Consider the following 24,239-nt stretch of genomic DNA (forward strand, 5'->3'; position numbering starts at 1 on the left):
CATGCGCACCAGCCGTTTCTTCACCGTAATCGACAGTCATACCGCAGGGCACCCCACCCGAACGGTTACCGCTGGGATCCCTCCGTTGCGCGGGCGCAATGTGCGCGAACAGCGAGACCATTTCCGCGCCGTCCATGATGGATTGAGGGGGCTGCTGCTTCACGAGCCGCGCGGGCATGCTGCCATGGCGGCGGCGGTGCCCGTGCCATCCCGCGAGGCAGATCAGGGGCTGTTTTTCATCTTTTCGTATATGTACGCCGACATGTGCGGTCATGCCACGATTGGCTACATCGCCAGCCTGGCTGCTACGGGTGCGCTCCCTGCAGGCTTTGAACTAACCGGCATGTCCATCGAGACCCCGGCAGGCATCATTCATGTGACCGGCACGTTCGAGGCAGGTCAGTTGACCTCAGTGGTGCTGCGCAACGTGCCCTCCTATCTCGCCTCCGCCGACGTGACCATTGAAGCTGAGGATCTCGGCACAGTGACCTGCGACATCGCCTATGGTGGCATCACATACGCCTTGGTTGACGCGCGCCAAGTGGATCTCCCCTTCGACCTCAATCACGCCAGCCGCTGGTGCCGCGCGGGCATAGCCATCAAGCAGGCGCTCAACGCCGCCAGCAGCCACCCTCAAGTTGACAGTGTGCTGTTCCATAACGCCATCGAGGGCGGCGCCCGACATCTGGTAATCTTGGCAAGCAATAAGTTCGATCGCTCACCCTGCGGCACTGGTACCTCAGCGCGCCTGGCGCAGCTCCACGCGCGTGGAAAGTTGATGATCGGCGCGCCTTACCGCGCCGAAAACATTCTCGGGGTGCCCTTCACGGCCAAGGTCGTGGATGTGGCTCAGGGCAAGGGCGGCCAGCCCGCCGTGATCCCCGAAGTGCGGGGCATGGCTCATATCAGCGCATTTTCCACCCTCGTGCTGGAAGCAGACGATCCGCTGCCCGCTGGTTTCCTTCCCAACTGACGGAGAGCGCTATGAAATTCGACCCGTCGGTCGTCCTTGCGAATTGGGATATTCTCGCCTACGGCCTGCTCATCACTTTGAAATACACGTTTTATACCTGTGCCATCGGCCTAGCTATCGGTCTATTGGTGGCCCTGCTTCAACTCACTCCCTGGCAACTATCGCGCTGGACCGGCCGAATTTGGGTAGAGTTCTTCCGCAACATCCCACTGCTGGTGTTGCTCATGTGGGTGTATTATGCCCTGCCCATCTTCCTGCAGATCCAGATTGGCAAGGAAACGGCGGGCATCCTCGGTCTCGGGTTTTATGCCAGCGGCTTCTATGCCGAGATCCTGCGCGCCGGTATCCAGTCTATCGACCGTGGCCAGACTGACGCCGCCGTTGCGCTGGGCATGGGATACATTCAGCGCATGAAGCGGATCATCCTGCCGCAGGCACTGCGCCGCATGGTTCCACCGCTGGTGGGCCAGACCATCATGCAGCTCAAGAACACAACGCTCCTCTCGGTGCTGACCATCCCCGATTTGCTTTATCAGGCGGGCTACATAGCCAGCTTCACGTACCGGCCAATGGAGGTCTACACGGTCATCGGCGCCATCTTCATCCTCATCCTTTTCCCCCTCAGCGCTCTTTCGCGCCGGTTCGAGCGCAAGGAGGCCGCGTGATGACCGGAACGTCCACCGAAGTAGTACTGAGCGTACGCAGCATCGAGAAGTCCTTCGGGAAGCAGCATGTACTCCGCGGCGTAGATCTTGAGGTGCATCGCGGGGAGGTGGTCTGCCTGATCGGCGCCAGCGGCTCGGGCAAGACCTCGCTGCTGCGTTGCATGAACCTGTTGATGGAACCCGACCAGGGCGAGATCATCATCGAGGGCGCGCCTCTTTTCCGCCGCACCAGGACCGGACGGCTGAAGCTGTCAAGCGCGCAGGTTAGCGCGGTGCGCATCAAGACCGGCATGGTATTCCAAAACTTCAACCTGTTCCCCCACCGCACGGGGCTGGAGAACATCATCGAAGCCCCGCTCGTGGTGAAGAAGGTGCCTCGTGCCGAGGCCGAGGCACGGGCTCGCGAGCTTCTCACCCGCATGGGCCTTCCTGACGCCGGGCACAAATACCCGTCACAATTGTCGGGCGGCCAGCAGCAGCGCATCGCCATCGCCCGTGCGCTCGCCATGCAGCCCACCATCATGCTGTTCGACGAGCCGACATCGGCACTGGACCCGGAACTAGTGGGCGACGTGCTCGCCGCCATCCGCCAACTCGCTGCCGAAGGCATGACCATGGTCATCGTCACCCACGAGATCGGCTTCGCCTATGAATTGGCCGATCGGGTGGTCTTCATGGACCAGGGCGTGGTCGCCGCCAGCGGCGCTCCGCGCGAACTCCTACTGTCGGGTGTCAACCCAAGGCTCGCGGCTTTCGTCGGACGCTTCACGGAACAGGCCCGCCTTCTCGGTCCCCTCGCGGCCGCGGCGGACGCAGCTTCAACCACATCTCGCAACAGAGGATAATAGATCATGGCCGATGCAAACTGGGGCGGTATCTTCCCCGTTCTCGTCACTCCTTTCGGAGCCGATGGCTCGCTCAATGAGACCCGATATAAGACCCTCATCGACGACGCCATTACCAATGGCGCAAAGGGCATCATCGCGGCTGGCAGCACTGGCGAATTCTATGCTCTCACCAAGACCGAGCGCGCGCGCCTCTACAAATTAACGGTAGACCATGTGGCCGGCCGCGTACCCGTCCTGGCAGGCGTCGCCGACCTGCGTGTCGAAGATGTACTGGAAGCGTGCCAATCCGCCGTGGCGGCGGGCTGCGCGGGCGGCATGATCCTGCCACCCATCTACGCCATGCCGAGCCCGCGTGAGATCGTGGCCTTCTTCGAGCACATCTCCGGTAGCACGTCGCTGCCACTGATGCTTTACAACAGCCCGCGCCGCGCGGGTATCGACATCACCCCGGCCCTGGTGGAGCAACTCTCCGCCCTGCCAACCGTAGTCGCCATCAAGGATAGCTCGGGCGTCATTACTCAGGTGAGTGAGCTTGTGCAGCGCGTCGGCGATAGGATTCGTGTCTTCGTCGGCTACGAAACCATGATCGTTCCGGCCCGCGCCGTTGGCGCCCATGGAGTCGTCGCTATGGCGCACCAGATCGCCGGGCCCTTGATCCGCGACTACTGGGACAAGGCGCTCTCTGGCCATAAGGCGTTGGATGACCTCGGCCGCGACGTCTTCGCCTTCTACCGGTGCTTCCAGTCCGGGGCCTATTACGCGGCCATCAAAGAGACCATGAGCCAGCTTGGCCGCGACGCCGGTGGTCCGCGCCTGCCGCTGCTGCCATTGGCAGACGAACAGAAAGCGGCCATCGCCAAGATCATCGCCGAAGCCGGCCTAGCTCGTTGGGCCACCGCCTAAGGAGAGCCAACATGCCTTCTAATTCTATCATGCTGGAGCCACCAATAAAAGCATCGGCTGTCAGATGTAGATATAACCAGCGGCTGCAATGCAAATAATTGCATGAACAGTTGGCAGCTGAGCCAACATCAACGACTCGCTTCAGAACTGCTTCGACTCGAAGGATCCGTTCCAATCGGACTTCTACCCACGTCTGAGCGCACCGTACTCTGTCCAAGGAACTAAAGTATGTATCCGAAACTGGCAATGCTCATCGACGGTGAATGGATCGAGGAAACCAATGCTGGCAGTGAAGTCGTTCTCAATCCTGCCACAGAACAGCCCCTCGGCGTGCTGCCGCACGCCGGAACGGCAGAGCTTGACCGCGCACTCGCGGCGGCAAACCGGGCCTTTGACGGCTGGAAGCGCACCTCGCCTTACGAGCGTGGGCAGATCATGCGCCAAGCCGCTGACCTGATGCGCGAGCGTTTAGACCACATTGCTACGCTGCTAACGTTGGAGGAAGGTAAGACCCTGGCGGAGGCGAAAGGTGAGATCACCGCCGCGGCAGAGTTCTTTGACTGGTTCGCAGAAGAGGGACGGCGCAGCTACGGCCGTGTCATCCCGGCGCGCGTCCCCGATCTGCGCCAGACGGTTACACAGGAGCCGGTTGGCCCCGTCGCTTGCTTCACGCCGTGGAACTTCCCTGCAGTGACGCCCGCGCGCAAGATCGCTCCTGCTCTTGCCGCTGGGTGCACCTGCATCATAAAGCCGGCTGAGGAAACGCCGGGCACAACGCTAGAAATAGCGCGGGCGCTCACCGATGCAGGGCTGCCCAAGGGCGTGCTGAACGTGGTCTTCGGTGTGCCCGCAGACGTGTCCGCGTACCTCATTCGTTCACCTGTGATCCGCAAGATCTCCTTTACCGGATCGACTCCGGTGGGACGTCACCTCGCTCGACTAGCAGGAGAGACCCTGACAGTGGCCACCATGGAGCTGGGCGGCCACGCGCCCGTGATTGTCGCGAAAGATGCTGACATTCAGCGAGCGGCGGAGCTCTCGATGGCCATCAAATTGCGCAATACTGGCCAGGTCTGCACCTCGCCGACGCGTTTTTTCGTCGAACGCCCGATCTACGAAGAGTACCTTGAACACGCGCGTGCCTTCGTGGAGAAGCAGGTAGTGGGCGACGGCCTGCGAGCGGGCACCACGGTCGGTCCCCTCGCAAATACCCGCCGCATCGCTGCCATGGATGACCTAATCGCCAACGCCCTCTCCCATTCGGCCCGGCTAGTAGCCGGAGGTGAACGACTGAAGGGGACGGGACTGTTGTACAGACCCACCATCTTGGCGGACATTCCCGACCAGGCAAGGGCCATGACAGAGGAACCATTTGGCCCGCTTGCGCTGGTACAACCTGTTGATGACATAGAACAGGCGCTCGCACGGGCGAATGCATTGCCTTACGGTCTGGCCGGATATGCCTTCACCCGCTCCGCCGCGACTGCCAACCGCATAGCGGAGAAGCTGGAGGTGGGCGTTATCGGCATTAACCAGATGGTGGTGACGATCCCCGAAACCCCCTTCGGTGGAATCGGCGACAGCGGCTGGGGCCGCGAAGGCGGCATCGAGGGTCTAGAGTCCTACACTGTACGAAAGTATGTTGGCCATCTTCATGTTTAGCAAAGGATGAGACGGAATGTTTAGCAGAGGATGAGACGGAAAGGAAAAGGGGCGCGGAGCATGGATGAGACACTGTCGGGTTGGCGTCCGCGGCAGCTAGCCGCTAAGGGGCCGCGCTACCTTGCCTTGGTCGATGCTCTGGAGCAAGATATCGCCGACGGCCGGCTGTCCGATGGCGACCGCTTGCCACCGCACCGTGACCTAGCACGAGAGCTTAGTCTTTCCGTCGGCACCGTCAGCAAAGCCTATCAGGAGGCCGAACAGCGCGGCATCGTCAGCGGCCATGTCGGACAGGGCACTTTCGTTCGTCGCCGTTCCGCCGCCCGCGCCGAGACGGCGGCAAGACGAGAACAAATCAATTTAGCGCTGAACGTGCCCGCCGAGGGGAGCGAAACGCACATTCTGTCCGCGTTGTTTGGCGAGGTGATCCGCGAGCGTGATCTTGCACCGTTGCTAGGCTATCACCCCCACGGCGGCATCCATTGGCACCGCGAAATCATCGCCGCCTCGCTGTCTGACAACAGCTTCACCGTCGAGCCGGCACGGCTATTCCTGTGCAACGGCGCCCAGCACGCCATCGACACCGCCCTGCGCCTGGTGGCAAAGCCCGGCGACAGCATCTTGGTCGATGCCTTCACCTATTCCGGCTTCAAGGCTATTGCTGCAGCCTGCCATTTCAACTTGGTGCCTGTGGAGATGGATGAGGAGGGAGTAGATCCAGAGGCGCTGAAACAGGCCTGCCGCACGTCCGGCGCACGGGTGCTCTATTGCATGCCAACGCTGCAGAGCCCGACGGCCCGCACCATGAACCTTGGCCGGCGTCGCCGCATCGCTCAACTGGCCGAGGAGTTCGATCTGATCGTCATCGAGGATGACGTGTACAGCTTTTTCTTCACCGAGCGTCCTGTGCCGATTGCCTCGCTGGCACCGGACCGCACCTTTTTCGTCACCTCCTATTCCAAATGCGTCGCGCCAGGCTTCCGACTCGGCACATTGACGGTCCCGACGGCCTACATCGCTCAGGCCGAGCTCCTCCTGCACGCTTCGGCCTGGTTTGTGGCTCCCATGCTAAGCGAGGTGTTGGTGCGGCTGATCGAGAACGGCAAGCTGGACGAACTGGTGGGTGAGCGTCGCCAGCAGGCGCTGGAGCGTTACGGTGTGTTCCTCGACATCTTTCCCAAGGCCCCAAAATTGCAGTTCCCAGCCTTCTACGCCTGGTTGCCATTGCCGCATGAGTGGTCGGCCGATCAATTAACCGCCGCTGCGCGAGCGCGCAGCATACTTGTGACACCACCCATAGCCTCCGCGGTGGGTGAGGGTGACCCCGGCGGAATCCGCATCTGCCTTGGTGCGCCAAAGGATCCTAGAGAACTCTCCACCGTGCTTCAGATTCTGCGCGACATCCTGGGTCGCCACCCAATAAGAGTCGCTTCTGTCGCATAACCGTTGGTCATTCTGCTTCCGGTGAGCTCAACGTTGTTGGCCGCCAAGCACACACTTTTTCGGGACGATGGACGCCTAGCTCGCATGCCGAGCGCGTCTTCGCATTGATCGACAAGTTCGTCGCGGAGTTTGTGGGTAGGTCCAATTGGTTCCATGGAGCGCGCCGCGTGCGTTCGATGGGTGGCGCCACCACGTTCGTAACCCCAGAACCGAAGTGCACACTAGAGGAGCGGCCCAACAGCCAGAAGGACAGCGCTGATCTGTGCGTCGGGCCAGAGCACATCGCACTGTTTGGTCATACCGAAAGCGGCATGGGTCGTGAGCCAGAACAAAACATTATTGAAGGTGTTGTTCTTGACGTCGTGGCGCTAGGATCGGACGTACACGTAGTCGTTGAGTTAGCGGACAGAAGTAGTTTCTGTTAATCCAGAAAAATCTAAGCAAAGGGATTGGAATCGCGCCTGGGCAACCGGTGGGCGTTGGTTTGTCAGCATCGGATGTCCTGGTTTTTTAGGCCTCGGCGATACGGGGGCTGTGCTATTCGTCGCAAGGCTCAGTTGGTGCGTGATGGGCAAATATGCGCGCGGTGACCTTGCCCCCAGTTTCTATCCAGTTTTGAGTTCGTTTCCGGCGTGGGTTGTGCCCTGCTGGGCCGGTGAAGGGACGGGCGCTCACGCGGAGACTTTGGCATAGCGTCTCGAAAGCCCTGCGACGCGTAAGCATGCGCCGCCCGGCGATGGTGCCGTACTGCCCAGGATCCGCAGGCTAGTCGACCAGCGGCCGAACTATGGCTATCGGCGCATCACGGCCTTGCTCAACCGCGAACGGCGCGACTAGGGTTTTGCCGCTGACATCTAGCTTCTAGATGATGTCAATATACAAACTGCATTTGACCGAAGCCGCCGGGCAACTGATATTCGAGTGAATGCAAGCGCCAGTCGGTCGGCCAAGAAAAATATGCCAATCGGCCATAAACAACAGATGCTCAGCATTGCGACTTTCCGGATCTCCAGAACGAGGCAAGGAATTGGCGCCGCTACTTCGACCAGAATACCGCGTCCGGGTATCTGGTAGATAACACAACGCGTTTCGTGGCTCATTCGACGCGATGGACCATGTTAATTTCTCTGTCGAACGCGGCGAGATCCACGCAATCGTTGGCGAATCTGGCTCCGGCAAATCCACACTGGCCCGGGTCGCCACGCGCCTTCAGGTGCCCACCAATGGTCGAATGCTGATGAACGGAGAGGATGTAACGTTCCTGCGGTCACGCGCCGAGTTGCGCGATTACCGGAGGCGGGTCCAGATGATCTTCCAGGATCCTTTCTCGTCGATCAATCCTTCGCAGACGATCTTCGACCATGTCGCCGAGCCACTCATCGTCAACGGAATGAACGGCCGCGCGCAGAGCCTGGCCGAGAAAGTGCAACGCACCCTGGCGTCTGCAGGCCTGCGTCCTGCTGAGATATTCGCACCGCGCTATCCCAAGGAACTGTCCGGCGGTCAGCGACAAAGGGCCGTCATCGCCGGCGCGCTGGTCATGGAGCCCGAACTGGTGATCGCCGACGAGCCGGTCAGCATGCTCGACGTCTCGGTTAGCGCTGAGATCATCAAGCTGATGCTGCAACTTCGGGCCTCGCGGGGACTCGCCTATATCTTCATTATGCATGACTTTCATCTAGCCGCAGCCATTGCCGATCGCGTGTCGGTTATGCGCGGGGGACGTATCATCGAAGCCGGGTTGCCGGGCGATGTTCTGAAAAGGCCCAGCGAAGACTATACCCGCCAGCTTCTTGCCTCTGCTCCAACTCTCGACGAGGCGTTGGGCCGGAGAGCGGCACGGGTATCAAATGCCAGCGGACTGAGCCGCCCTATGCCGTCACAGGGCATTTGTTAATCGGCGTGATCAAGAGCTGCATCTCTGGTCGGTGCGCTCAGTACGTGCGGAGCTCGTGTAATTGTGGTCCGATCCCGACTTGACGAACGGCGTGAATTTAGTCGCGCATTTGGATTGCAGCCCCTTCCTGGGGAAGCGCTCCCTCAACAGTTGAGGAATTTCGTTGCGGCAACTTTGAAAGCGCTCTCTTCGGCGATCCCGCTGACTGGCCTTCCATTTTCGGATTTCCGAGTAGGGCCGCTGTCAGCAGAATCGAGCTTGTGGAACAAGCTGGACGCGATTCCGGTGTCCGCAAGGGCCACCGTGAATATCTCAGCGGAGACAATGAGCGCGCTGATCCCTCCTACTGGTTCTCAGCGTCGCATGTCTTGGCGTGATCTTGATAACTCATAACCATTGCGTGCTGGCGATAATGCCACGTCATCTCCCCCGACGGCCGCAGGCGCGCCCGAAGGAAGCGCTGCAATTTGAAAAATCAAGATTGGCAAAAGGAAGTCATGGATATGAATAGCACAGCGTCAGCAAGCAATCTTGCATCTTCGGCAAGCCAAAAAGTCCCGGAACACTTGTCAATATTTTTTTCTAGGCAACAGCCGGAGTTCTCCCAAATTTTCGAGGCAGTAAATGACTTGCCGATTGACGACACCCACTGCCATCTTATTACCGATCAAGATGCTTTCACAACGCCGCAAAGGTATCTTGAGCGTATATCCCTGGCGGGTTTTCCAATACCGAGCTACTTTCCAAATGGCGTCTATACTCAGTGGCTGAACGGTGACGAAGCAGCCAAATATGATCTAAACAAAAGGTTTGACATACAGAACAAGGTTGATGGAATAACCTATAATCTTTCTCAGAGCATTTTTATCAAATTTTTGGTGAAAGAACTGGCGCAATTCTTAAAGTGCGACCCGACGCTGGAGGCAGTCATTGAGGCCCGCAATGACCGAGGAAAAGACTATTGGGTGTACGTAAACAGTTTGTTTGGTGACGCGAATTTTCAGAACATAATGCTAGAAACCGGGGTGCTTGAAGGTCGCGGCCCCGAAGCAATATCGCGCTTTGAAGAAGCTATCTTACCCTGCCAATCGCACCGCATCAGCCGCATCGAGCAAGTGCAAAAAGAATTTTTCCACCTCAATATCCCGTTTGATGATTTCGAAAAACGTTACATCGAGAGACTGCACGAAATATTGGACGGAAATGGAAACTTCGGCAAGCCTTCTTTCGGGATGAAATCTTATCTCCTGCCAGATATCGGACTGATCCGCCCCTTGTATGATCGCCGACCCGCTGAGTTATCTTGGCAGGCGCTGAGGAATTCGTTTGATAAGCGCCCGGATATGGACAGAGAAGAAGCTGCGCAAGTTACTAAGGATCTGTGCCGCTATACTTTCACTCTCGCCCTTGAGGAGTGCCTAAAACGGGACATGCCAATGCAGATCCATACCGGTGATGGGGAAGCGCCTTGGGTAACACTTCGAAATCAAGACCCATTCTACCTAGAAGAAGTTTGCAGGTTTGACAAAGGCCAAATGATGCGAGCGCCAAAAATCATTCCGCTTCATGCAGGTTATCCCTCCGTCGGCAAGGCTGCGTGGCTAAGCCACCTCTATCCCAATTGCTACTTCGAATTGTCAATAATGACTCCGCTTGTTCATCAGAATCTGTATCAGCGGTATATGCAGGTGATGGAGGCAGTCCCCCTTTCCAAAATCCTTTTCGCCAGTGATGCATTTCACGTTCCCGAGCTTTATTGGCTTTCCGGTCGGTGGGGAAAGCGGTACTTAGCGAAAGCGCTTACAGACTATGTTGTGGGCGGAAGTCTCAGTATCGAAGAAGCAGTCGAGGCTGCCCGAATGATCCTCTATAAAAATAATAGGGCTGTGTACAACCTTGATTTGGTATAGTAGTGTACCACGTGGCGAGGATGATCCCGGTTCCGACAGGCTGACTAAGGCGCCTCGGGATCTGTTTGTGCTTGGCTAGAGCAAACGAGGCAATCGCCGCCCAGCTCCCTCTGGCTGGCGATAAGCTGCGTCACGGGTTCATCACACGGTCGCCGAGAACCTCGTGGGGACGGAGCACGGCACAGTAAACCACACCCGCTCTATCGCGCGCAATTGCTAATCCGGCATGCCTAAAGCCTGGCAAAGGAGCTTTCGTCTATGTCATCGCAGATATCACGCTCTCTCGGGACTCCTGCAACTCGAACAACTCGAATGCAGATTGGCGCCCGGCACGTTACCGTCAGTAACCGGCGTGACCGGCTCGATCCGACAGGCCACGACGTTCGATTTTCCCGTCGTCACCCGGCGGCAGAGGCCAGCATGACAGCCCGGCCTCCCGCGCCCGTAGCAAATAGGTCGATACTGTCGTCTTGCTGATCTTCAGCCGTTTCGACACTTCACGCACCGAAAGACCCTGCTCATGGGTGAGGCGCAAGATCGCTTGGATATCCCTCACGCTCGTTCGTCTCGCTTGCTTCCGTCTCGGCATGGCCCCCTCTCAACATCATCGTGAGAGGCCAAAACTGCCAGAACGGCGCAGCCAAGAACCGACCGCTAAATCCGCTCCCGAAAATTGCCGATCAGGGAGTCCGATCTTGAGGCAGATGTCGCCGCCTGCGTGACGCGGATGCGAGCCGCTCATCCGGAAGTCGCAGCGTTGCTGTTTGAGTGTACGTGGTTTCCGGCGGTGGCGCCGGCACGCCGCATCACAGGGCTGCCCACCTACAACCTAGGGACCCTCTACCGCATGACGCTGGCGTGCATTGCCTGAGGTTAGAGTGCGGGAGAGGCCGTCACGGGGCATCGACAATCGAGTGAACCTGGTCGAGAGGACGCTCGCTGCCTGAAATCGGAATTTTGAGATCGCGTTGAGTAAGCAAAACATCTTGCCCGGTGTCGGTCAAGGCAACTAGAAAAGGGAACAAACATGAGCTTTTGGGTTGAACCGCAGACGTTTCATGCAGACGGCGTCGTCCGTTATCGCAGTCGGCGCGCTGTCTTCCGTCGCTAGCCGGGCTTCAGCGCAATCATCAGGCGAGTTAACGGTTGTGGTTGGCGGCGGCGCTTGGGCCAGGGCCAATATGGACGCCTATGGAACCGTTCCAAGCTGAGACTGGGATCAAGGTGATAATATCACCGACGAGCTAACCAGTCCCCAGCTTGAACTGATGGTAACCAATAACAACGTTACGATCGATGTGGCAGACCTAGGCTCAGGAACGGCGATTCCCCCATTTGAGAAAGGCCTCCTCGAAAAGATCGATTACTCGATCTACAAGAAGGAGGAGCTATTAGACGGAATCGTGAATTTAGCAAACAACCGTTCGGCGTTGCATCGCTGTTCTATTCCCTCAATATGGTTTACAACACTGAGACGTGCCCGGCTGGTAAGCCACGACCTACCACTTGGGCCGAGTTATGGGACGTGAATAGTTTCCAGGCGTTCGCATATTCGCAAGTGACTACGCTGAAGGTCAGTATGAGGCAGCTCTGCTCGCGGATGGGGTCGCTGCCCAATGGACATTGATCGCGTTTTCGCGAGCTTGCAAAAGATCAGGGCCCACGTCCGCAAATGGTGGGCGACCGGCTCCGAGATCCAGCAGCTAATGCACGATAAAACTGCCGACCTTTTCCAATCCTATGATGGACGAGCGCTTACATTAAGCGAAGAGGGCGCGCCGATCGAGATCGATCGGAGCTAGGCCATACATATGTCGTCCTTGTGGGTCATCGTGAAGGGCAGTCCGAATGCGCAAAATGCCCAGAAATTTCGAGTTCGCGACCCGCGCCGAGCGCCAGGCGGCCTTTGCACAGCTCATCCCCTACGGCCCTAGCAACCTCAATGCTTCCAAGCTGATACCAGAGGACCTAGGCCGCAAACTTGCCAACCATCCTGATTACATGGTGAGCAGCATTCCCAAGAATTGGCAGTGGTACGTCGAAACGGGATCGGATGGCTTGACGAACAATGAGCGGCTGGCTCAGCGCTGGAACGAGTGGATTCTTCAGTAGGCCAGATTCCAAGATAATCGGCAAGGCGGCCACCCAGTCCGTCGACTTGCCGATGCTGAACATGTCGATGAAGCCACAATGTCGGACGTGTTCGTTGTGGAGAAGCAGGGGGGCCTACGGGCGATCCAGCCATTATCAAACGCGGCGGCGGCCGCCACAGTTGTGCCGCCGCGCCATTATTTGCAGAGGATCACCCATTGGATCAAAGTATGGCGCCTGCGCAGATCTAATTTCGAGACGTCACCAAGTTGCACGGCCAGGTAGCGGTCCAAGACCTGTCACTGACAGTTCGTCGCGGGAGTTCCTGACAATTCTCGGTCCGAGCGGTTCGGGCAACGGCTTTGATGCTGCTCGCTGGCTTCGTGGCACCCAATGGGGGCGACATCCTTTTCTCTGGCCGACTCAGTCGCGGCCGTTCCGTCCTATCGCCGTGACAAGGGCATCGTCTTCCAAAGTTTTGCGCTCTTTCCGCACCTTCACGGTCCGGCGAAATCTGGAGTTTCCGCTCGAAATGCGCGGCATGACGGCGCAGAGAGAGCAACGCGGGTAGTCGAATCTTGAGCGCGTTCACCTCACAGACTTGGGTGGACGCATGCCATCTCAGTTGAGTGGCGGCCAGCAACAGCGCGTGGCGCTTCCACGCGCGCCGATTGCCGAACCGCCGTTGCTCTTCGATGAGCCGCTCGGCGCGCTTGACCGCAACCTTCGCGAGCAGTTGCAAGTGGAAATGAAGCGCCTGCACAAAGAATTCGGCATCACCACCATCTGCGTCACTCACAATCAGGAGGAGGCGCTCACCCTGTTGGATCGCATCCTCGTCAATGCGCGCCGGGCGGATCGAGCAGACCGACACGCCGGAGGCGCTCTATGACAGGCCTGCGACGCGCTTCGTGGCGAATTTATAGGCGAGGCCAACATCTTCGAAATCCCAGTTTCAAGTCGAATCCGATGTCGCGCCTCCGGCCGGTACCGCCTGCGTTGGCACTCCCGCAGCGCCGAAGCGAGCCGATGCGGACCAACGCCAGTCCGTTGCCGGCACCGTTAATGACATGATCTATGCTGGCCCGCTGCGGAAATACCGTGTGCGCGTCGGGAGCAGCATGCTTGTCGTGCGCGAGCATGTCGCCACAGGGCAGCAGATTTTCCGTCCCAACGACGAGGTACGCCTCGAGTGGCTGCGGTCGGACGTTCGCTTTGTCATTGCCTGATCGCTGAGAGGGAATGCAGACGCTTCAGACGTTCGGCCGGATGCCCATCCATCGCGTGGCCAGATGGCTATGATACAGAAACCCTATTTGACGCAAGCCGCTGTTACTGGTGAATCTTCGATGAGAAAAGACGTGAATTGGCCATGCATTCGGATTGTCACCGAATCTCTAGTTAGTTGACCGGCGCGCGCCCTCTAAACAATAAGCAAGCAATTGAGGTGATCGATGACCATTAGATCAGAAGCTCTACACGCGGGCCTTCCATTCCCATACGCCGAGTATGAACGGCGACATCAGAAAGTGTTCGAGGCTATGGAACGAGCCAACCTCGACGCCCTCTTGGTAACCGCTCAAGGCCATCTTCAGTATCTTAGCGGATATGACGCGCGCGGGGCATACTTCATGCCGTTCCCATTGATTCTCGTACCGGGACAAAAGCCGACCTTTGTCGTCCGAGAGTATGAACTGGGTGGCGTCCGAGCAGGCAGCTGCGTCCAGGAAATACTTACTTACAGAGAGCAGTTTGATTTTGCGCCGGCGTGCGCCGATGCTATTCGGCGTCTCCGGTCGAAGGGGGGCAGGATTGGGCTTGAGCTCGGCTGCTGGGGTCTTGCGCCAGCGGACGTTAGTGCTCTTCAGGCGCAACTTCCAGATATGAAAATCGCTGACGCGACTCGTCTCGTAGCGACAGTGGCAGCGGTAAAAACGGAGATGGAACTCGAGGTCATGCGGTTTGCTATGGAAATGACTGACGTGGCCGTTCGGACATTTCAGTCTTCCCTGCGGGAGGGTATTACGGAAGCGGAAGTGGCTGGGAACATTGACCGCGAAGTCGAGAAGGCCGGGGGTGTAGTACAGGCGACTTCCTCAACTCTGCTGTTCGGCGAACGGACGAAACTTTCACACGGTAGTCCCAAGCAGCATCCGATCGGAAAAAATCAGCCCGCCTTTTTGGAAATTGGTGGCGTGAAGAACGGCTACGCCTTTGGGCTGGTCCGGAGTGCCGTACTTGGTCGACATGCCGAGACTGAACTTCTGCACGAACTCTCGATTGAAGTTCTGGAGGCAGTTATCGCTACGATTAAGCCTGGTGCGACCGCCGGTGCAGTTGATTACGCTGGACGAGAAGTGCTCAAACGACATGGGCGTCCTGAGCTACTTAACCACAGGGTTGGCTACCAAACCGGCATCAGATGGGTGGAGCGTGGTAACATCAGTCTTGAGCCTGGTGCTGAGGACATACTTGAGCTAAACATGACCTTACATATGCCAATCATCTTGTGCGGAGAAAGTGGTTATCTGATTGGGACCAGTGAGCACGTCCTAGTAACGGAGCGAGGCGCGGAAATACTCAGCCGTACACCTCACACGCTCTATCATGCATGAAAGAGGGGCGGAGCTTTTTCCATACCGGGTTGAACAATTTCGAGATTTGCGGAGAGCGGCAGCCGGACGGGTGCCGCTACCTCCATCAAAATCCCGAGCTCGGGTATCCGGTACACAGGACGGTAGATCCGTGACTAAAAGTTTGGCTTCGTTCGGAATCAATCATCAATCCCATTAAAACCAGAATAGCGCACACCGGAATCGTTGCTTCGTTAAGGCGAGGGCGAAGCCGTATCTGGGAACAGCTATTTCTCTATAAACGGCGGCTGAAGAAATGAGCAAAACATCACATCTTACGTTCGATTTCGACAAGCCTGGCGTGAGCACAGGGCATCTTATTGTCGCCAAAGGCGCCGACTGCGAAGCTCTTTCGCTTCCGGTCTTCAGTCTCAATAAAGGGGAGGGACCGCGCCTCCTCATCACAGGCGGATGTCATGGCAATGAACTGGAAGGGCCAATTGTCGCGCGACGGATTATTGACTGGCTGCCAGGAGCGCAAACCTGTGGAACGGTCATCATCTTACCAGAACTCAATCCACTGGCCGTGCAGGCTTGGAGCCGCAACACGCCGATCGACGGGTTCAATCTCAATCGAGTGTTTCCGGGCCGCGCCGACGGATCGGTAACCGAACGCATCGCGGATGCAGTATCCCGCCTGTTGTTGCCAATGGCCGACACCGTATTGGATCTGCATAGCTTCGGACCACTGTGGGAATTTCCACCGGCGACCACGACGCATCCCATTGCTGACACCGACCTCATGGCCAAAACGGTCCGAATGGCAGAGGCATTCAAACTACCCATGACATTGGTTTGGGAGCACGATGACACGCCTGGAATGTTCGATACTTTTGCTCAAAATCAAGGCAAGGTATTCGTTTGCGTGGAACTCGGTGGTGGCACGGTCGGAGCCGAAGATCTCGGGATCTATGAAGCTGGAGTACGCAATGCCCTCATCGCGCTTGGACTCGTTGAGGGAAAAGCGGATTATCCGACCTTCCGTCAACGGAAGTCCAGCCAGACACTTGAGACGCTCTCGTCTGACTGGCTGAAATCGCCCGTCCGGGGCATCTTCGAACCTCGCTGCTCGGTGCTGGACGAAGTAAAGCAGGGTGATCTCATAGGCATCCTGCATCCGATGGACTCGCTGTCGGCTGGTTCCGTTGATATCCGCGCGCCTACCACATCAATCGTTTGCGCTGTAAAATCCGGACTGCATGTGGACGCCAACGATGGGGTAGCGCTCCTTGGGCGGCCGTTAATCCCTTAAGCCTCAGGAATCGACGAAGATCAAGCTGCCGGGTGCCTTGAAACCGGCCTCCTACGGCCGACTATATATCCGAGAGCGCTCATCTAGATGCGTGACCGGCTTGGTCGCGACGCCGGGACTTGTAGTGGTAGGTCGACGTGTCGAATTCCAGAACGCCGGTAGGCCCGCCGGATCGACACGTCCCACTCGCCACACGTTCCCCGCCACCAACTCGCGTTTTGCGACTAGCCTCGCAGTTTTAGGTGAGCATCGACTTGTCCACCGACAGATCGGCGACCAACTTCCGGAGCTTGCCGTTCTGCTTTAACCGCTTCATCTCGGTCGGCAGCCGTCGTCGTATTCTGCTTCCAGTTGAAGCAGGTCGCGAGGCTGATGAATCGGCCCCACGGCAGATCTCCGCCACGGGGGATTCCGTCCGACCCTGCTCCGCGTTCTGTGCGTCCGAGAAATTCGGTGCCTTCATTGTCTTCCGCTCCTCCCAGCCAAAGCATGTTACCGCGGAAAACTTCGCTTTCGAACGATCCAGTTTTCATCGATCAGAGCACCGCCGCAAGACTTGCTAAAACCGTCAGCATCACTCGCGTCGGGTTTGTTCGCAGGCATGTCGAGCGCTGCTTGGCATGACGAGCATCGCAGATCAGGGAGTGCGCGGAGCGAATGATAGAACACACGGATAAGCGGCGCCGTCTCGAATATCCGTTTGGTCGACGGTGCGTTTATGGATCATCTCGATTCTAGATGACGCAGATATACAAACTGCATTTGACGGAGGGGGCCAGGAGATTGATTTTAGATGAAAGTGCCAAGTCGGCGCAAGGCCTGTCATATGGGAACAACAGATGCACTGCGTTGAGACTTTCCGGGAGCTTCAGGATGAGGCAGCCGAGTGGCGCCGCTACCTCCATCACAATCCCGAGTTCGACTACGGAGTACATAACACAGCTGGTTTCGTGGCCGAGAAGCTGGCTTCATTCGGCATCAATCATATCGAAACGGGGATTGCTGAAACCGGTATTGTCGCACTGATTCAGGGCCAGGGCGGAGACGGACCGACGATCGGGCTGAGGGCTGACATGGACGCCCTGCCGATTCGAGAAGCTTCGAACAAGCCCTGGTCTTCGCAAATACCAGGCAAGATGCACGCATGCGGCAATGACGGTCACACGGCCATGCTGCTGGGGGCGGCGAAACACTTGTCAACCACGCGCAACTTCAAGGGGTCCGTTGCCCTGATCTTTCAGCCGGCGGAAGAAGGTGGACTGGGCGGCCAAAGGATGGTCGAGGAAGGCATCATGGATCGGTTCGAGATTAGCCAGGTTTTTGGGATGCACAACGCGCCGGGCCTGGAAGTTGGCAATTTCGCGATTTGCGATGGCCCTGCCGCTGCCGCTCTTGATGAGTTCGACATTGTGATGAAGGGCAGGGGAGGGCATGCGGCCAGCCCGCATCTAACCATCGACCCCGCTGTTATTGCCGCACAAATCATCGTCTGCCTGCAGACTTTGATCTCGCGTGGCACGGGCCCGCTCGAGTCGCTCGTTGTTTCCGTCACCAAATTAGAAGCCGGTGCGGCGTACAATATCATTACAGAAAATGTGGAGATATCCGGCACCGTACGGTCCCTCAAATCTGAGCTCAGAGACTATGCTGAACGACAGATCAGGAAATGCCTCGAAGGAATCGCGCAAGGCTACGGCGCGGGAATTGAGTTCAAACACCGGCGGCTCGAACCCTCCATGGTAAACCATACGGAAGCAACTCATGTGGCGATCAAGGCGGCATGCGGTCTCGTTGGATCTCAGTCCGTAAACGATAGGAAGCGACCCAGCATGGGCGCGGAGGATTTCGCGTACATGCTTGAGGCGCGACCTGGCACTTACATTAATCTCGGCAATGGCGCGACCGCCGCATTGCACAATCCGGCGTATGACTTCAACGACGAAGCCCTGCCTTATGGCATCGGCTATTGGGTAAGCCTCGTCGAGACAGCGCTGCCTGTTTGAGACGACACCGCGACAACAACACATTCCCGTCCAGTGGCGGGAACAATGAGGAGGAACAACAATGAGCATGTCGATAAACCGCAGACGTTTCATCCATGCGGCATCCGCCATCGCAGTAGGTGCGATGTCTTACCAGTCCCGCCGCGCAGCTGCTCAGTCCCCGGGCGAACTGAGACCCTTACTTAATGGTGGCGATTACGGAAAGGCATGTATTGAAGCCTATGTAAAGCCGTTCGAAGCCGAGACCGGAATTAAAGTGACCCCGATTCTCGAAGAGGCCAGCATGGCCAAGGTTGAGCTGATGGTTTCGACCAACAGCGTTTCGGTTGATGTCATCCCCATTGGCCCTTCCACGCAACTCCAAGCTGAACGGAAGGGCTACCTCGAAAAAATTGATTTCTCCATCTATAAAAAAGACGAGTTGGACGCGATGTTGGACTTCGCCAAAACTCCGTACAGTATCGGGTCGATTGTTTACGCCTTATGCATGGTTTACAACACCGAGAAGTTCCCAGCTGGCAAACCGCGGCCAGCTACTTGGGCTGAGTTCTGGGATATGACCAAGTATCCCGGAGTTCGTACATTGCCCGGCTTGGTACAGCCTCCGCTGGAGGAAGCTCTGCTGGCGGATGGTGTGCCTGCTGACGCAATTTATCCTTTGGATTTGGATCGAGCTTTCGCGAGTCTGGACAAGATCAAGCCGCATATCCGCAAATGGTATGAGACCGGGTCCGAGCTCCAGCAGATGCTGCACGATCAGGCTGTCGACCTGGCGGACTCCTACGATGGCCGGGCGACTGCATTGATCGACCAAGGCGCGCCGATTGAGATCAATCGAAACCAGCAAAAAATGACTTGGGAAAGCTGGTGCATCCCGAAGGGCAGCCCAAATCCGGAAAACGCACAGAGATTCCTTGAATTCATCACCCGCGCGGACAGGCAGGCAGCCTTTTTGCAGCTCATGCCTTACGGTCCAACGAACCGAAACGCGTACAAACTGGTGCCAGAGAATATCGGACGAAAATTCGCTAGCCACCCCGATTACTTGGCGTCCAGCATAAGAATAGACGCCAAGTGGTACGCTGAGGTGGGATCAGACGGCATGACAAACAACGAGCGGGTTAACCAGCGTTGGAACGAGTGGCTTCTACGGTAATCCCCGATCAACCGAGATGTGGTGAAGGCGGCTAGGAACCAGTCGACCGCCTTCCCGATCTCGAAACCTTTGGAGCCGCCCCGTCCGCGCCCTAGCGATTGGGATGCAGTGCGTCTGGCGGCCGAGTCCCGGTCGTATTCGAGGATCTATCGTGACCTTGCACCTCAAAAACATCACCCTGCCGATCGAGGATGAAGCATTGGAGAAAACTCCGAGTCCGCCGCAGATTGAATTCTGCAGCGTCACCAAGATGTATGGGGCGGTCGCTGCGGTCAAGGACTTGTCACTTGCAGTCCGTCGTGGCGAGTTCCTGACCATTCTCGGGCCAAGCGGTTCGGGCAAGACCACAGCTCTGATGCTGCTCGCCGGGTTCGTAGCGCCGACCGAGGGGGACATCCTCATTGCTGGGAAGTCGGTCGGCTCGGTGCCGTCCTACCGGCGCGACCAGGGCATTGTCTTCCAGAGCTATGCGCTGTTTCCGCACCTCACGGTGCGCCGGAACCTAGAATTTCCGCTCGAAATGCGCGGCATGAAGGCCGCCGAGAGAGCAACACAGGTCGATCGAATGCTTGGGCGCGTCGACCTCAAGGATTTTGGCAGCCGCATGCCATCGCAACTGAGCGGTGGCCAGCAACAGCGCGTGGCGCTTGCTCGAGCCCTGATCGCCGATCCTCCGTTTCTCCTGCTAGACGAGCCACTGGGCGCCCTTGACCGCAATCTTCGCGAGCAGATGCAAGGCGAACTCAAGAGCCTGCACAGGGAGTTTGGCAAAACCACTATATGTGTGACGCACGACCAGGAGGAGGCGCTCACACTATCGGACCGTATCGTGGTCATGCGCGCCGGTGAAATCGAGCAGACAGACACGCCGGAAGCCCTCTACGACCGGCCCAGGACGCGATTCGTGGCGAATTTCTTAGGCGAAGCAAACATCCTCGAAAATCCCGGGTTCAAGGTCGAATCCGATGTCACGCCGCCGTCCGGTACCGTACCCATGATCCGGCCGGAGCGTATCTACGTTGCTGCTGCCACGGCTCCGAATCGCGCCAATGCGGACCAGCGCCAGCTCGTCACCGGCATTGTCGAAGACATGATCTATGCTGGCCCGTTGCGGAAATATTATGTGCGCGCCGGAAGCAGTGTGCTGATTGTGCGCGAGCACGTCGCGGCGGGACAGCCGATCTTCCGATCTGGCGACGAGGTACGCCTCGAGTGGCTGCGGTGCGACGTTCGCTTTGTCACTGCGTGAAGCCTGAGAGGGAATGCAGATGAAGACGCTTCAGACATTGGGCCGAATGCCCATCGTGCTCACTGGGCCTGCCCTCGTCGTCCTGCTCGTTGTATTCGGCATTCCGATTATCCTGCTATTCCTAACCAGCCTTAACGCACCAGCGTTTTCGGTCGTCAACTATCAGACGTTTTTCGGCCAGCCGGCGAATGTTCGCGTTCTCTTCCAGACTGTTGAGATTAGTGTGGTGGCCACGGTATTGTGCCTCCTTATTGGCTATCCCACGGCCTATCTGATCGTGGCCGGCTCGAAGCACCTGCGAATGGCGCTCATTGTGCTCGTTCTTGTGCCCTATCTGACCAGCGGACTGGTGCGAACCTATGCCTGGATCGTGATTCTTGGCGATCGCGGCCTGATCAACAATCTGCTGCTCGACTACGGACTTATCTCCAGTCCGCTGCTGCTCATCTACAACCGCATGGCCGTGTATATCGGAATGGTGCACATCATGCTGCCCATGATGATCCTGCCTCTGGTCAGTGTCATGATGGGCATCGACAAATCGCTGATGGCGGCGGCTCGCAGTATGGGGGCGCGGCCGTCCACCGCTTTCTGGCGCGTTTTCTTCCCGCTCAGCATGCCGGGCGTGCGCAGTGGCTGCCTGTTGGTTTTTGTGATCTGCCTCGGCTTCTACATCACCCCGGCCGCCCTTGGCGGGTTGGGAGACGCCATGCTATCGACCTTCATCGCGTCGCAGGTCCAGACCTCCTTTGACATGGCGCGCGTCGCCGCCTCGGCCTTTATCCTCCTGGCAGTCGCCATCGTCGTGCTCTCCATGCTTGGTCTTGATCTTTCTGGTACGCAGGGCCGCACGGCTCAACCAGCGCGGAAGCCTTGGTTGGGTCGGTCGCGTTCATTCGGCGTGCTGAAACGCGTTATCGGTGAGTTTCTCGCTCCCCGTCGGGCGAAGCGCTGGACGGCACAGCTCTACAAGGCCGGCGGTGATAGCCGTTGGTCGAAGATAGTCGGCACGGTGTTCCTCGCGCTCGTCATGATCTACCTGCTGTTTCCGGAACTTCTGGTCGTCATTATGTCATTCAGCGCAGGAAGGTCTTTGGAATTCCCACCCTCGGGCCTTTCGCTGCAGTGGTACCGCTCCTTCTTCGGCGATCCGGGCTGGTACGAAGCCGCCTGGGCCAGCATCCAGATCGGCATAGTGGTTGTTATCCTGTCGACCATCGTCGGCACCCTCGCGGCCTACGGTCTTAACCGCACCAATCCGCGGCTGCGCAGCTTCTTGACCATGGCGATGCTGACGCCGATTACATTTCCGGTTATTGTCGTTGGCATCGCGACCTATCTCGGGCTGGTCAAACTCGGGCTGCTCGGCTCGATGACCGGCGTCGTCCTGGCGCATACCATCGGCTCCATCGGCTATGTCGTGGTGATGGTTTCCGCTACGCTAGCGAACTTCGACCTGCGGCTGGAGCAGGCGGCTAAGAGCATGCGGGCTAGTCCGCTGCAGACATTCATGAGGGTGACGCTGCCACTGATCCGGCCTGGCATCATCGGCGGCGCCATGTTCGCGTTCCTTCACTCGTTTGATGAGGTCGTCATTACGTCTCTGGTGGGCGGCTTCTCGATCCGCACCCTGCCTATGAAGATGTGGGAGGATATTCGCCACCAGATCGATCCGACAATTGCCGCAGTGGCATCGCTAATGATTCTTCTGCCGGTGCTCTGCCTAATCGTCCTCTATCTCACGAGGCCGAAGGCGAGCGCCCTGCCCGTTCCAGTGGGATAAGCCACTATCCTTAATGCGTTGATCGGCATGTAACCCATGCATCACGATAAGGGTCGACATCACGGACCTACGTCGGCTGACGCTCGCGTCCGTGTCCTGAGCACCATGGCTCGGCTTCGATGGGACGGAGCGACAGTCCTTTTACTCTTTTGCTACCTGAGACGTGACAATAGCAGCAGCCCTTGAGAGGAACATGATCTACCCCCGCATTTTCGTACCGTTGTGAGCAGCTGGATACCATTTGTGAGACCAGTGTCGGAAGATCGGAAGAAGCGGGATCCCATGTTGCAAAATTCCAGCTTAGAACGATCCGATGTCTGGAGGCAGGTCAACCGCTTTCATCGTAATCTGCGGAAACGTAGCAACTATGCGCCGAAGTCCTAGACGTGCAGGTTTTGCAGTAGTTCAACGCGGGAGCAACTCTATAATTTTCTGCCTTGTGCAGCTGCTACGCCAACTCAATTGCGCGCGAGCGCATCCGGTTCTTTACCTTCATGAAGGAGTAAGAGACATCATGATGCCTGCGATGAAGCCCAAACCGCCTTACGAGGGCGCTCCAGTAGGCATCCTGATGTTCGAGCGTTCCCGCGACGCCTTCTACCGGCCGTTGGTTCCGGGTAGCGTCGGGAACGCCAGCACATGGACCGTGCCGGCGCGCTACATGACGATGCCGGGTGTCAACTTCAGCCGGATCATTGGGCCGGAGGCGGTGCAAGCGGAAGCTGTGATTGTGCAAGCTGCGACCGAACTCGTGCGCGAGGGCGCGCAGCTGATCACGTCCAACTGCGGGTTCATGATCCGTTACCAGGATGCGGTTCGCGCCGCCGTCGATGTGCCCGTGCTCCTGTCTAGCCTTGTGCTGGGTCCATTTCTCGAGCGGGTGCTTCCACAAGGAAAGGCGCTGGGCATCGTGACGGCAAGCGCGTCTTCGCTGACGCCTGATCTGCTGGAGATAGCCGGGTTGCCTTCCAACTCCGAGCGCGTGGCGATCGCCGGGCTCGAGGGTTGCCCCGTGTTCGCGGGGGCGTGGCTGACCATGAGCCGGGACTTCGACTACGATGCCGTCGAGAAGGAAACCGTCGATACGGCGGTTAACTTGGTCAAGAAGAGGCCGGACATAGGAATGCTGCTCCTGGAGTGCTCCGAGCTGCCGCCTTTCGCCGCCGCAGTGCAGCGGGCGACCCATCTTCCAGTCTACGACTTCACTTCGATGATCGAGTTCTTCGCGCAAGGGTTGTTTCGAAGGCCATTCAGTGGATTCAACAGAGGATCGGTTCGAAACTCTTGAGGGCTTGGCCATTGCCCTACGAGGAGTATGATGTAGGCGGCGTAGAGGACTGTGGCGGCGGAATCGATGTCAGCCTCGAATCCTTGTCGCGGCGCTTGTTGACCATCGAATGGAACCTGTCCATCAAGCAACGGGCTTCGACCAAGGTGGGAACCCATTCCCAACCATGCCGGTTGGCTCTCCCGACCAATGCGCCGCATCTTTCGTGTCTGACGCGAGCTATAAGATGGGCTGTCAGACCAATTTCGAGATTGGCGCCTTCTGACACCGTTATGCCTGCGCCCTGTCACGGACGGTATTTTTGGGCGAGCCAACGGCTCGGGCCCGGCACCTGCATCAAGCCGCCCTGGACGGCATCCTCGCGCAGGTCGAAACGCTACGGCCGGGAGTTAAGTGCTCTGAAGTTTCGCAAGCATTTCAGCGCGCCTTTAAACCATACGGCGTGCGAAAGGAATCCAGGAGCGGCTACTCCATCGGCCTTGG

18 protein-coding genes and 3 pseudogenes are annotated in these 24,239 nt (G+C 57.9%); 20 read left to right on the top strand and 1 reads right to left on the bottom strand.

Translation table 11 applies throughout. The annotated features are described in order from the left end of the window. Position 1 precedes the first annotated feature (1 nt). The 9 genes and pseudogenes from EOA79_RS00895 (at position 2) to EOA79_RS00940 (ending at position 10,301) form a co-directional block, all read left to right on the top strand. Positions 2-973, top strand: coding sequence for a proline racemase family protein (locus EOA79_RS00895; RefSeq protein WP_127214890.1), 972 nt, complete (start codon positions 2-4; stop codon positions 971-973). An 11-nt stretch (positions 974-984) separates the two neighbouring features. Beyond that, positions 985-1,638, top strand: a complete 654-nt coding sequence (locus EOA79_RS00900) for an amino acid ABC transporter permease (protein ID WP_127214888.1) — start codon at positions 985-987, stop codon at positions 1,636-1,638. Further along, entirely contained in the window at positions 1,638-2,483 is an 846-nt protein-coding gene (locus tag EOA79_RS00905; protein ID WP_127214886.1) for an amino acid ABC transporter ATP-binding protein, read from the top strand. The genes EOA79_RS00900 and EOA79_RS00905 overlap by 1 nt, the downstream gene beginning before the upstream one ends. Positions 2,484-2,489: 6 nt before the next feature. Then, the gene (locus EOA79_RS00910; protein ID WP_127214884.1) at positions 2,490-3,389 is read left to right on the top strand and encodes a dihydrodipicolinate synthase family protein; all 900 of its coding nucleotides are present in this window, start codon (positions 2,490-2,492) and stop codon (positions 3,387-3,389) included. Between the two features lie 228 nt (positions 3,390-3,617). After that, positions 3,618-5,051, top strand: coding sequence for an NAD-dependent succinate-semialdehyde dehydrogenase (locus EOA79_RS00915; RefSeq protein WP_127214882.1), 1,434 nt, complete (start codon positions 3,618-3,620; stop codon positions 5,049-5,051). Positions 5,052-5,111: 60 nt separating this feature from the next. After that, positions 5,112-6,494, top strand: a complete 1,383-nt coding sequence (locus EOA79_RS00920) for a PLP-dependent aminotransferase family protein (RefSeq protein ID WP_127214880.1) — start codon at positions 5,112-5,114, stop codon at positions 6,492-6,494. 735 nt (positions 6,495-7,229) lie between these two features. Further along, positions 7,230-7,325 (top strand): annotated as a pseudogene (locus EOA79_RS00930) (IS3 family transposase); the annotation flags it as partial. Between the two features lie 277 nt (positions 7,326-7,602). Beyond that, positions 7,603-8,391 carry an ABC transporter ATP-binding protein gene (locus tag EOA79_RS00935; protein ID WP_127214876.1) on the top strand — a complete coding sequence of 263 codons (789 nt, stop codon included), beginning with the start codon at positions 7,603-7,605 and terminating at the stop codon, positions 8,389-8,391. A 467-nt stretch (positions 8,392-8,858) separates the two neighbouring features. Then, complete coding sequence (locus EOA79_RS00940) at positions 8,859-10,301, top strand: amidohydrolase family protein (protein WP_245456950.1); 1,443 nt, start codon at positions 8,859-8,861, stop codon at positions 10,299-10,301. Between the two features lie 355 nt (positions 10,302-10,656). Here the strand turns inward: EOA79_RS00940 and EOA79_RS00945 are convergent. After that, positions 10,657-10,890 (bottom strand): annotated as a pseudogene (locus EOA79_RS00945) (helix-turn-helix domain-containing protein); the annotation flags it as partial. Between the two features lie 1,259 nt (positions 10,891-12,149). On the opposite strand from EOA79_RS00945, the gene EOA79_RS34220 reads away from it, so the two are divergent. From EOA79_RS34220 to EOA79_RS00995, 11 genes and pseudogenes are all read left to right on the top strand, one after another. Continuing rightward, a complete protein-coding gene (locus tag EOA79_RS34220) occupies positions 12,150-12,413 on the top strand; it encodes a hypothetical protein (RefSeq protein WP_348627832.1) in 264 nt (87 codons plus the stop codon). Positions 12,414-13,005: 592 nt separating this feature from the next. Next, on the top strand, positions 13,006-13,284 hold the full coding sequence (locus tag EOA79_RS34225; RefSeq protein ID WP_348627831.1) for a hypothetical protein: 279 nt from the start codon (positions 13,006-13,008) through the stop codon (positions 13,282-13,284). A gap of 151 nt (positions 13,285-13,435) precedes the next feature. Then, positions 13,436-13,621 (top strand): annotated as a pseudogene (locus tag EOA79_RS34230) (TOBE domain-containing protein); the annotation flags it as partial. A 225-nt stretch (positions 13,622-13,846) separates the two neighbouring features. Continuing rightward, entirely contained in the window at positions 13,847-15,007 is a 1,161-nt protein-coding gene (locus EOA79_RS00960; RefSeq protein WP_128292696.1) for a Xaa-Pro peptidase family protein, read from the top strand. Positions 15,008-15,281: 274 nt separating this feature from the next. Then, positions 15,282-16,277: a succinylglutamate desuccinylase/aspartoacylase family protein gene (locus EOA79_RS00965; protein WP_127214872.1), complete on the top strand. Its 996-nt coding sequence runs from the start codon at positions 15,282-15,284 to the stop codon at positions 16,275-16,277. 839 nt (positions 16,278-17,116) lie between these two features. Next, positions 17,117-18,280, top strand: a complete 1,164-nt coding sequence (locus EOA79_RS00970) for a M20 aminoacylase family protein (RefSeq protein WP_127214870.1) — start codon at positions 17,117-17,119, stop codon at positions 18,278-18,280. A 61-nt stretch (positions 18,281-18,341) separates the two neighbouring features. Next, positions 18,342-19,436 carry an ABC transporter substrate-binding protein gene (locus EOA79_RS00975; RefSeq protein ID WP_127214868.1) on the top strand — a complete coding sequence of 365 codons (1,095 nt, stop codon included), beginning with the start codon at positions 18,342-18,344 and terminating at the stop codon, positions 19,434-19,436. Between the two features lie 151 nt (positions 19,437-19,587). Beyond that, the gene (locus EOA79_RS00980; RefSeq protein WP_127217161.1) at positions 19,588-20,685 is read left to right on the top strand and encodes an ABC transporter ATP-binding protein; all 1,098 of its coding nucleotides are present in this window, start codon (positions 19,588-19,590) and stop codon (positions 20,683-20,685) included. Positions 20,686-20,704: 19 nt separating this feature from the next. Continuing rightward, the gene (locus EOA79_RS00985) at positions 20,705-22,468 is read left to right on the top strand and encodes an ABC transporter permease subunit (RefSeq protein ID WP_127217159.1); all 1,764 of its coding nucleotides are present in this window, start codon (positions 20,705-20,707) and stop codon (positions 22,466-22,468) included. Between the two features lie 514 nt (positions 22,469-22,982). Further along, positions 22,983-23,756: a hypothetical protein gene (locus EOA79_RS00990; protein WP_127217158.1), complete on the top strand. Its 774-nt coding sequence runs from the start codon at positions 22,983-22,985 to the stop codon at positions 23,754-23,756. A 301-nt stretch (positions 23,757-24,057) separates the two neighbouring features. After that, positions 24,058-24,239 (top strand): M24 family metallopeptidase (locus EOA79_RS00995; protein WP_164750689.1); only part of this gene is annotated, 182 nt, incomplete at its 3' end.

Origin of the sequence: Mesorhizobium sp. M1A.F.Ca.IN.020.03.2.1 (assembly GCF_004023205.1) — a bacterium.
Lineage (GTDB): Bacteria > Pseudomonadota > Alphaproteobacteria > Rhizobiales > Rhizobiaceae > Mesorhizobium.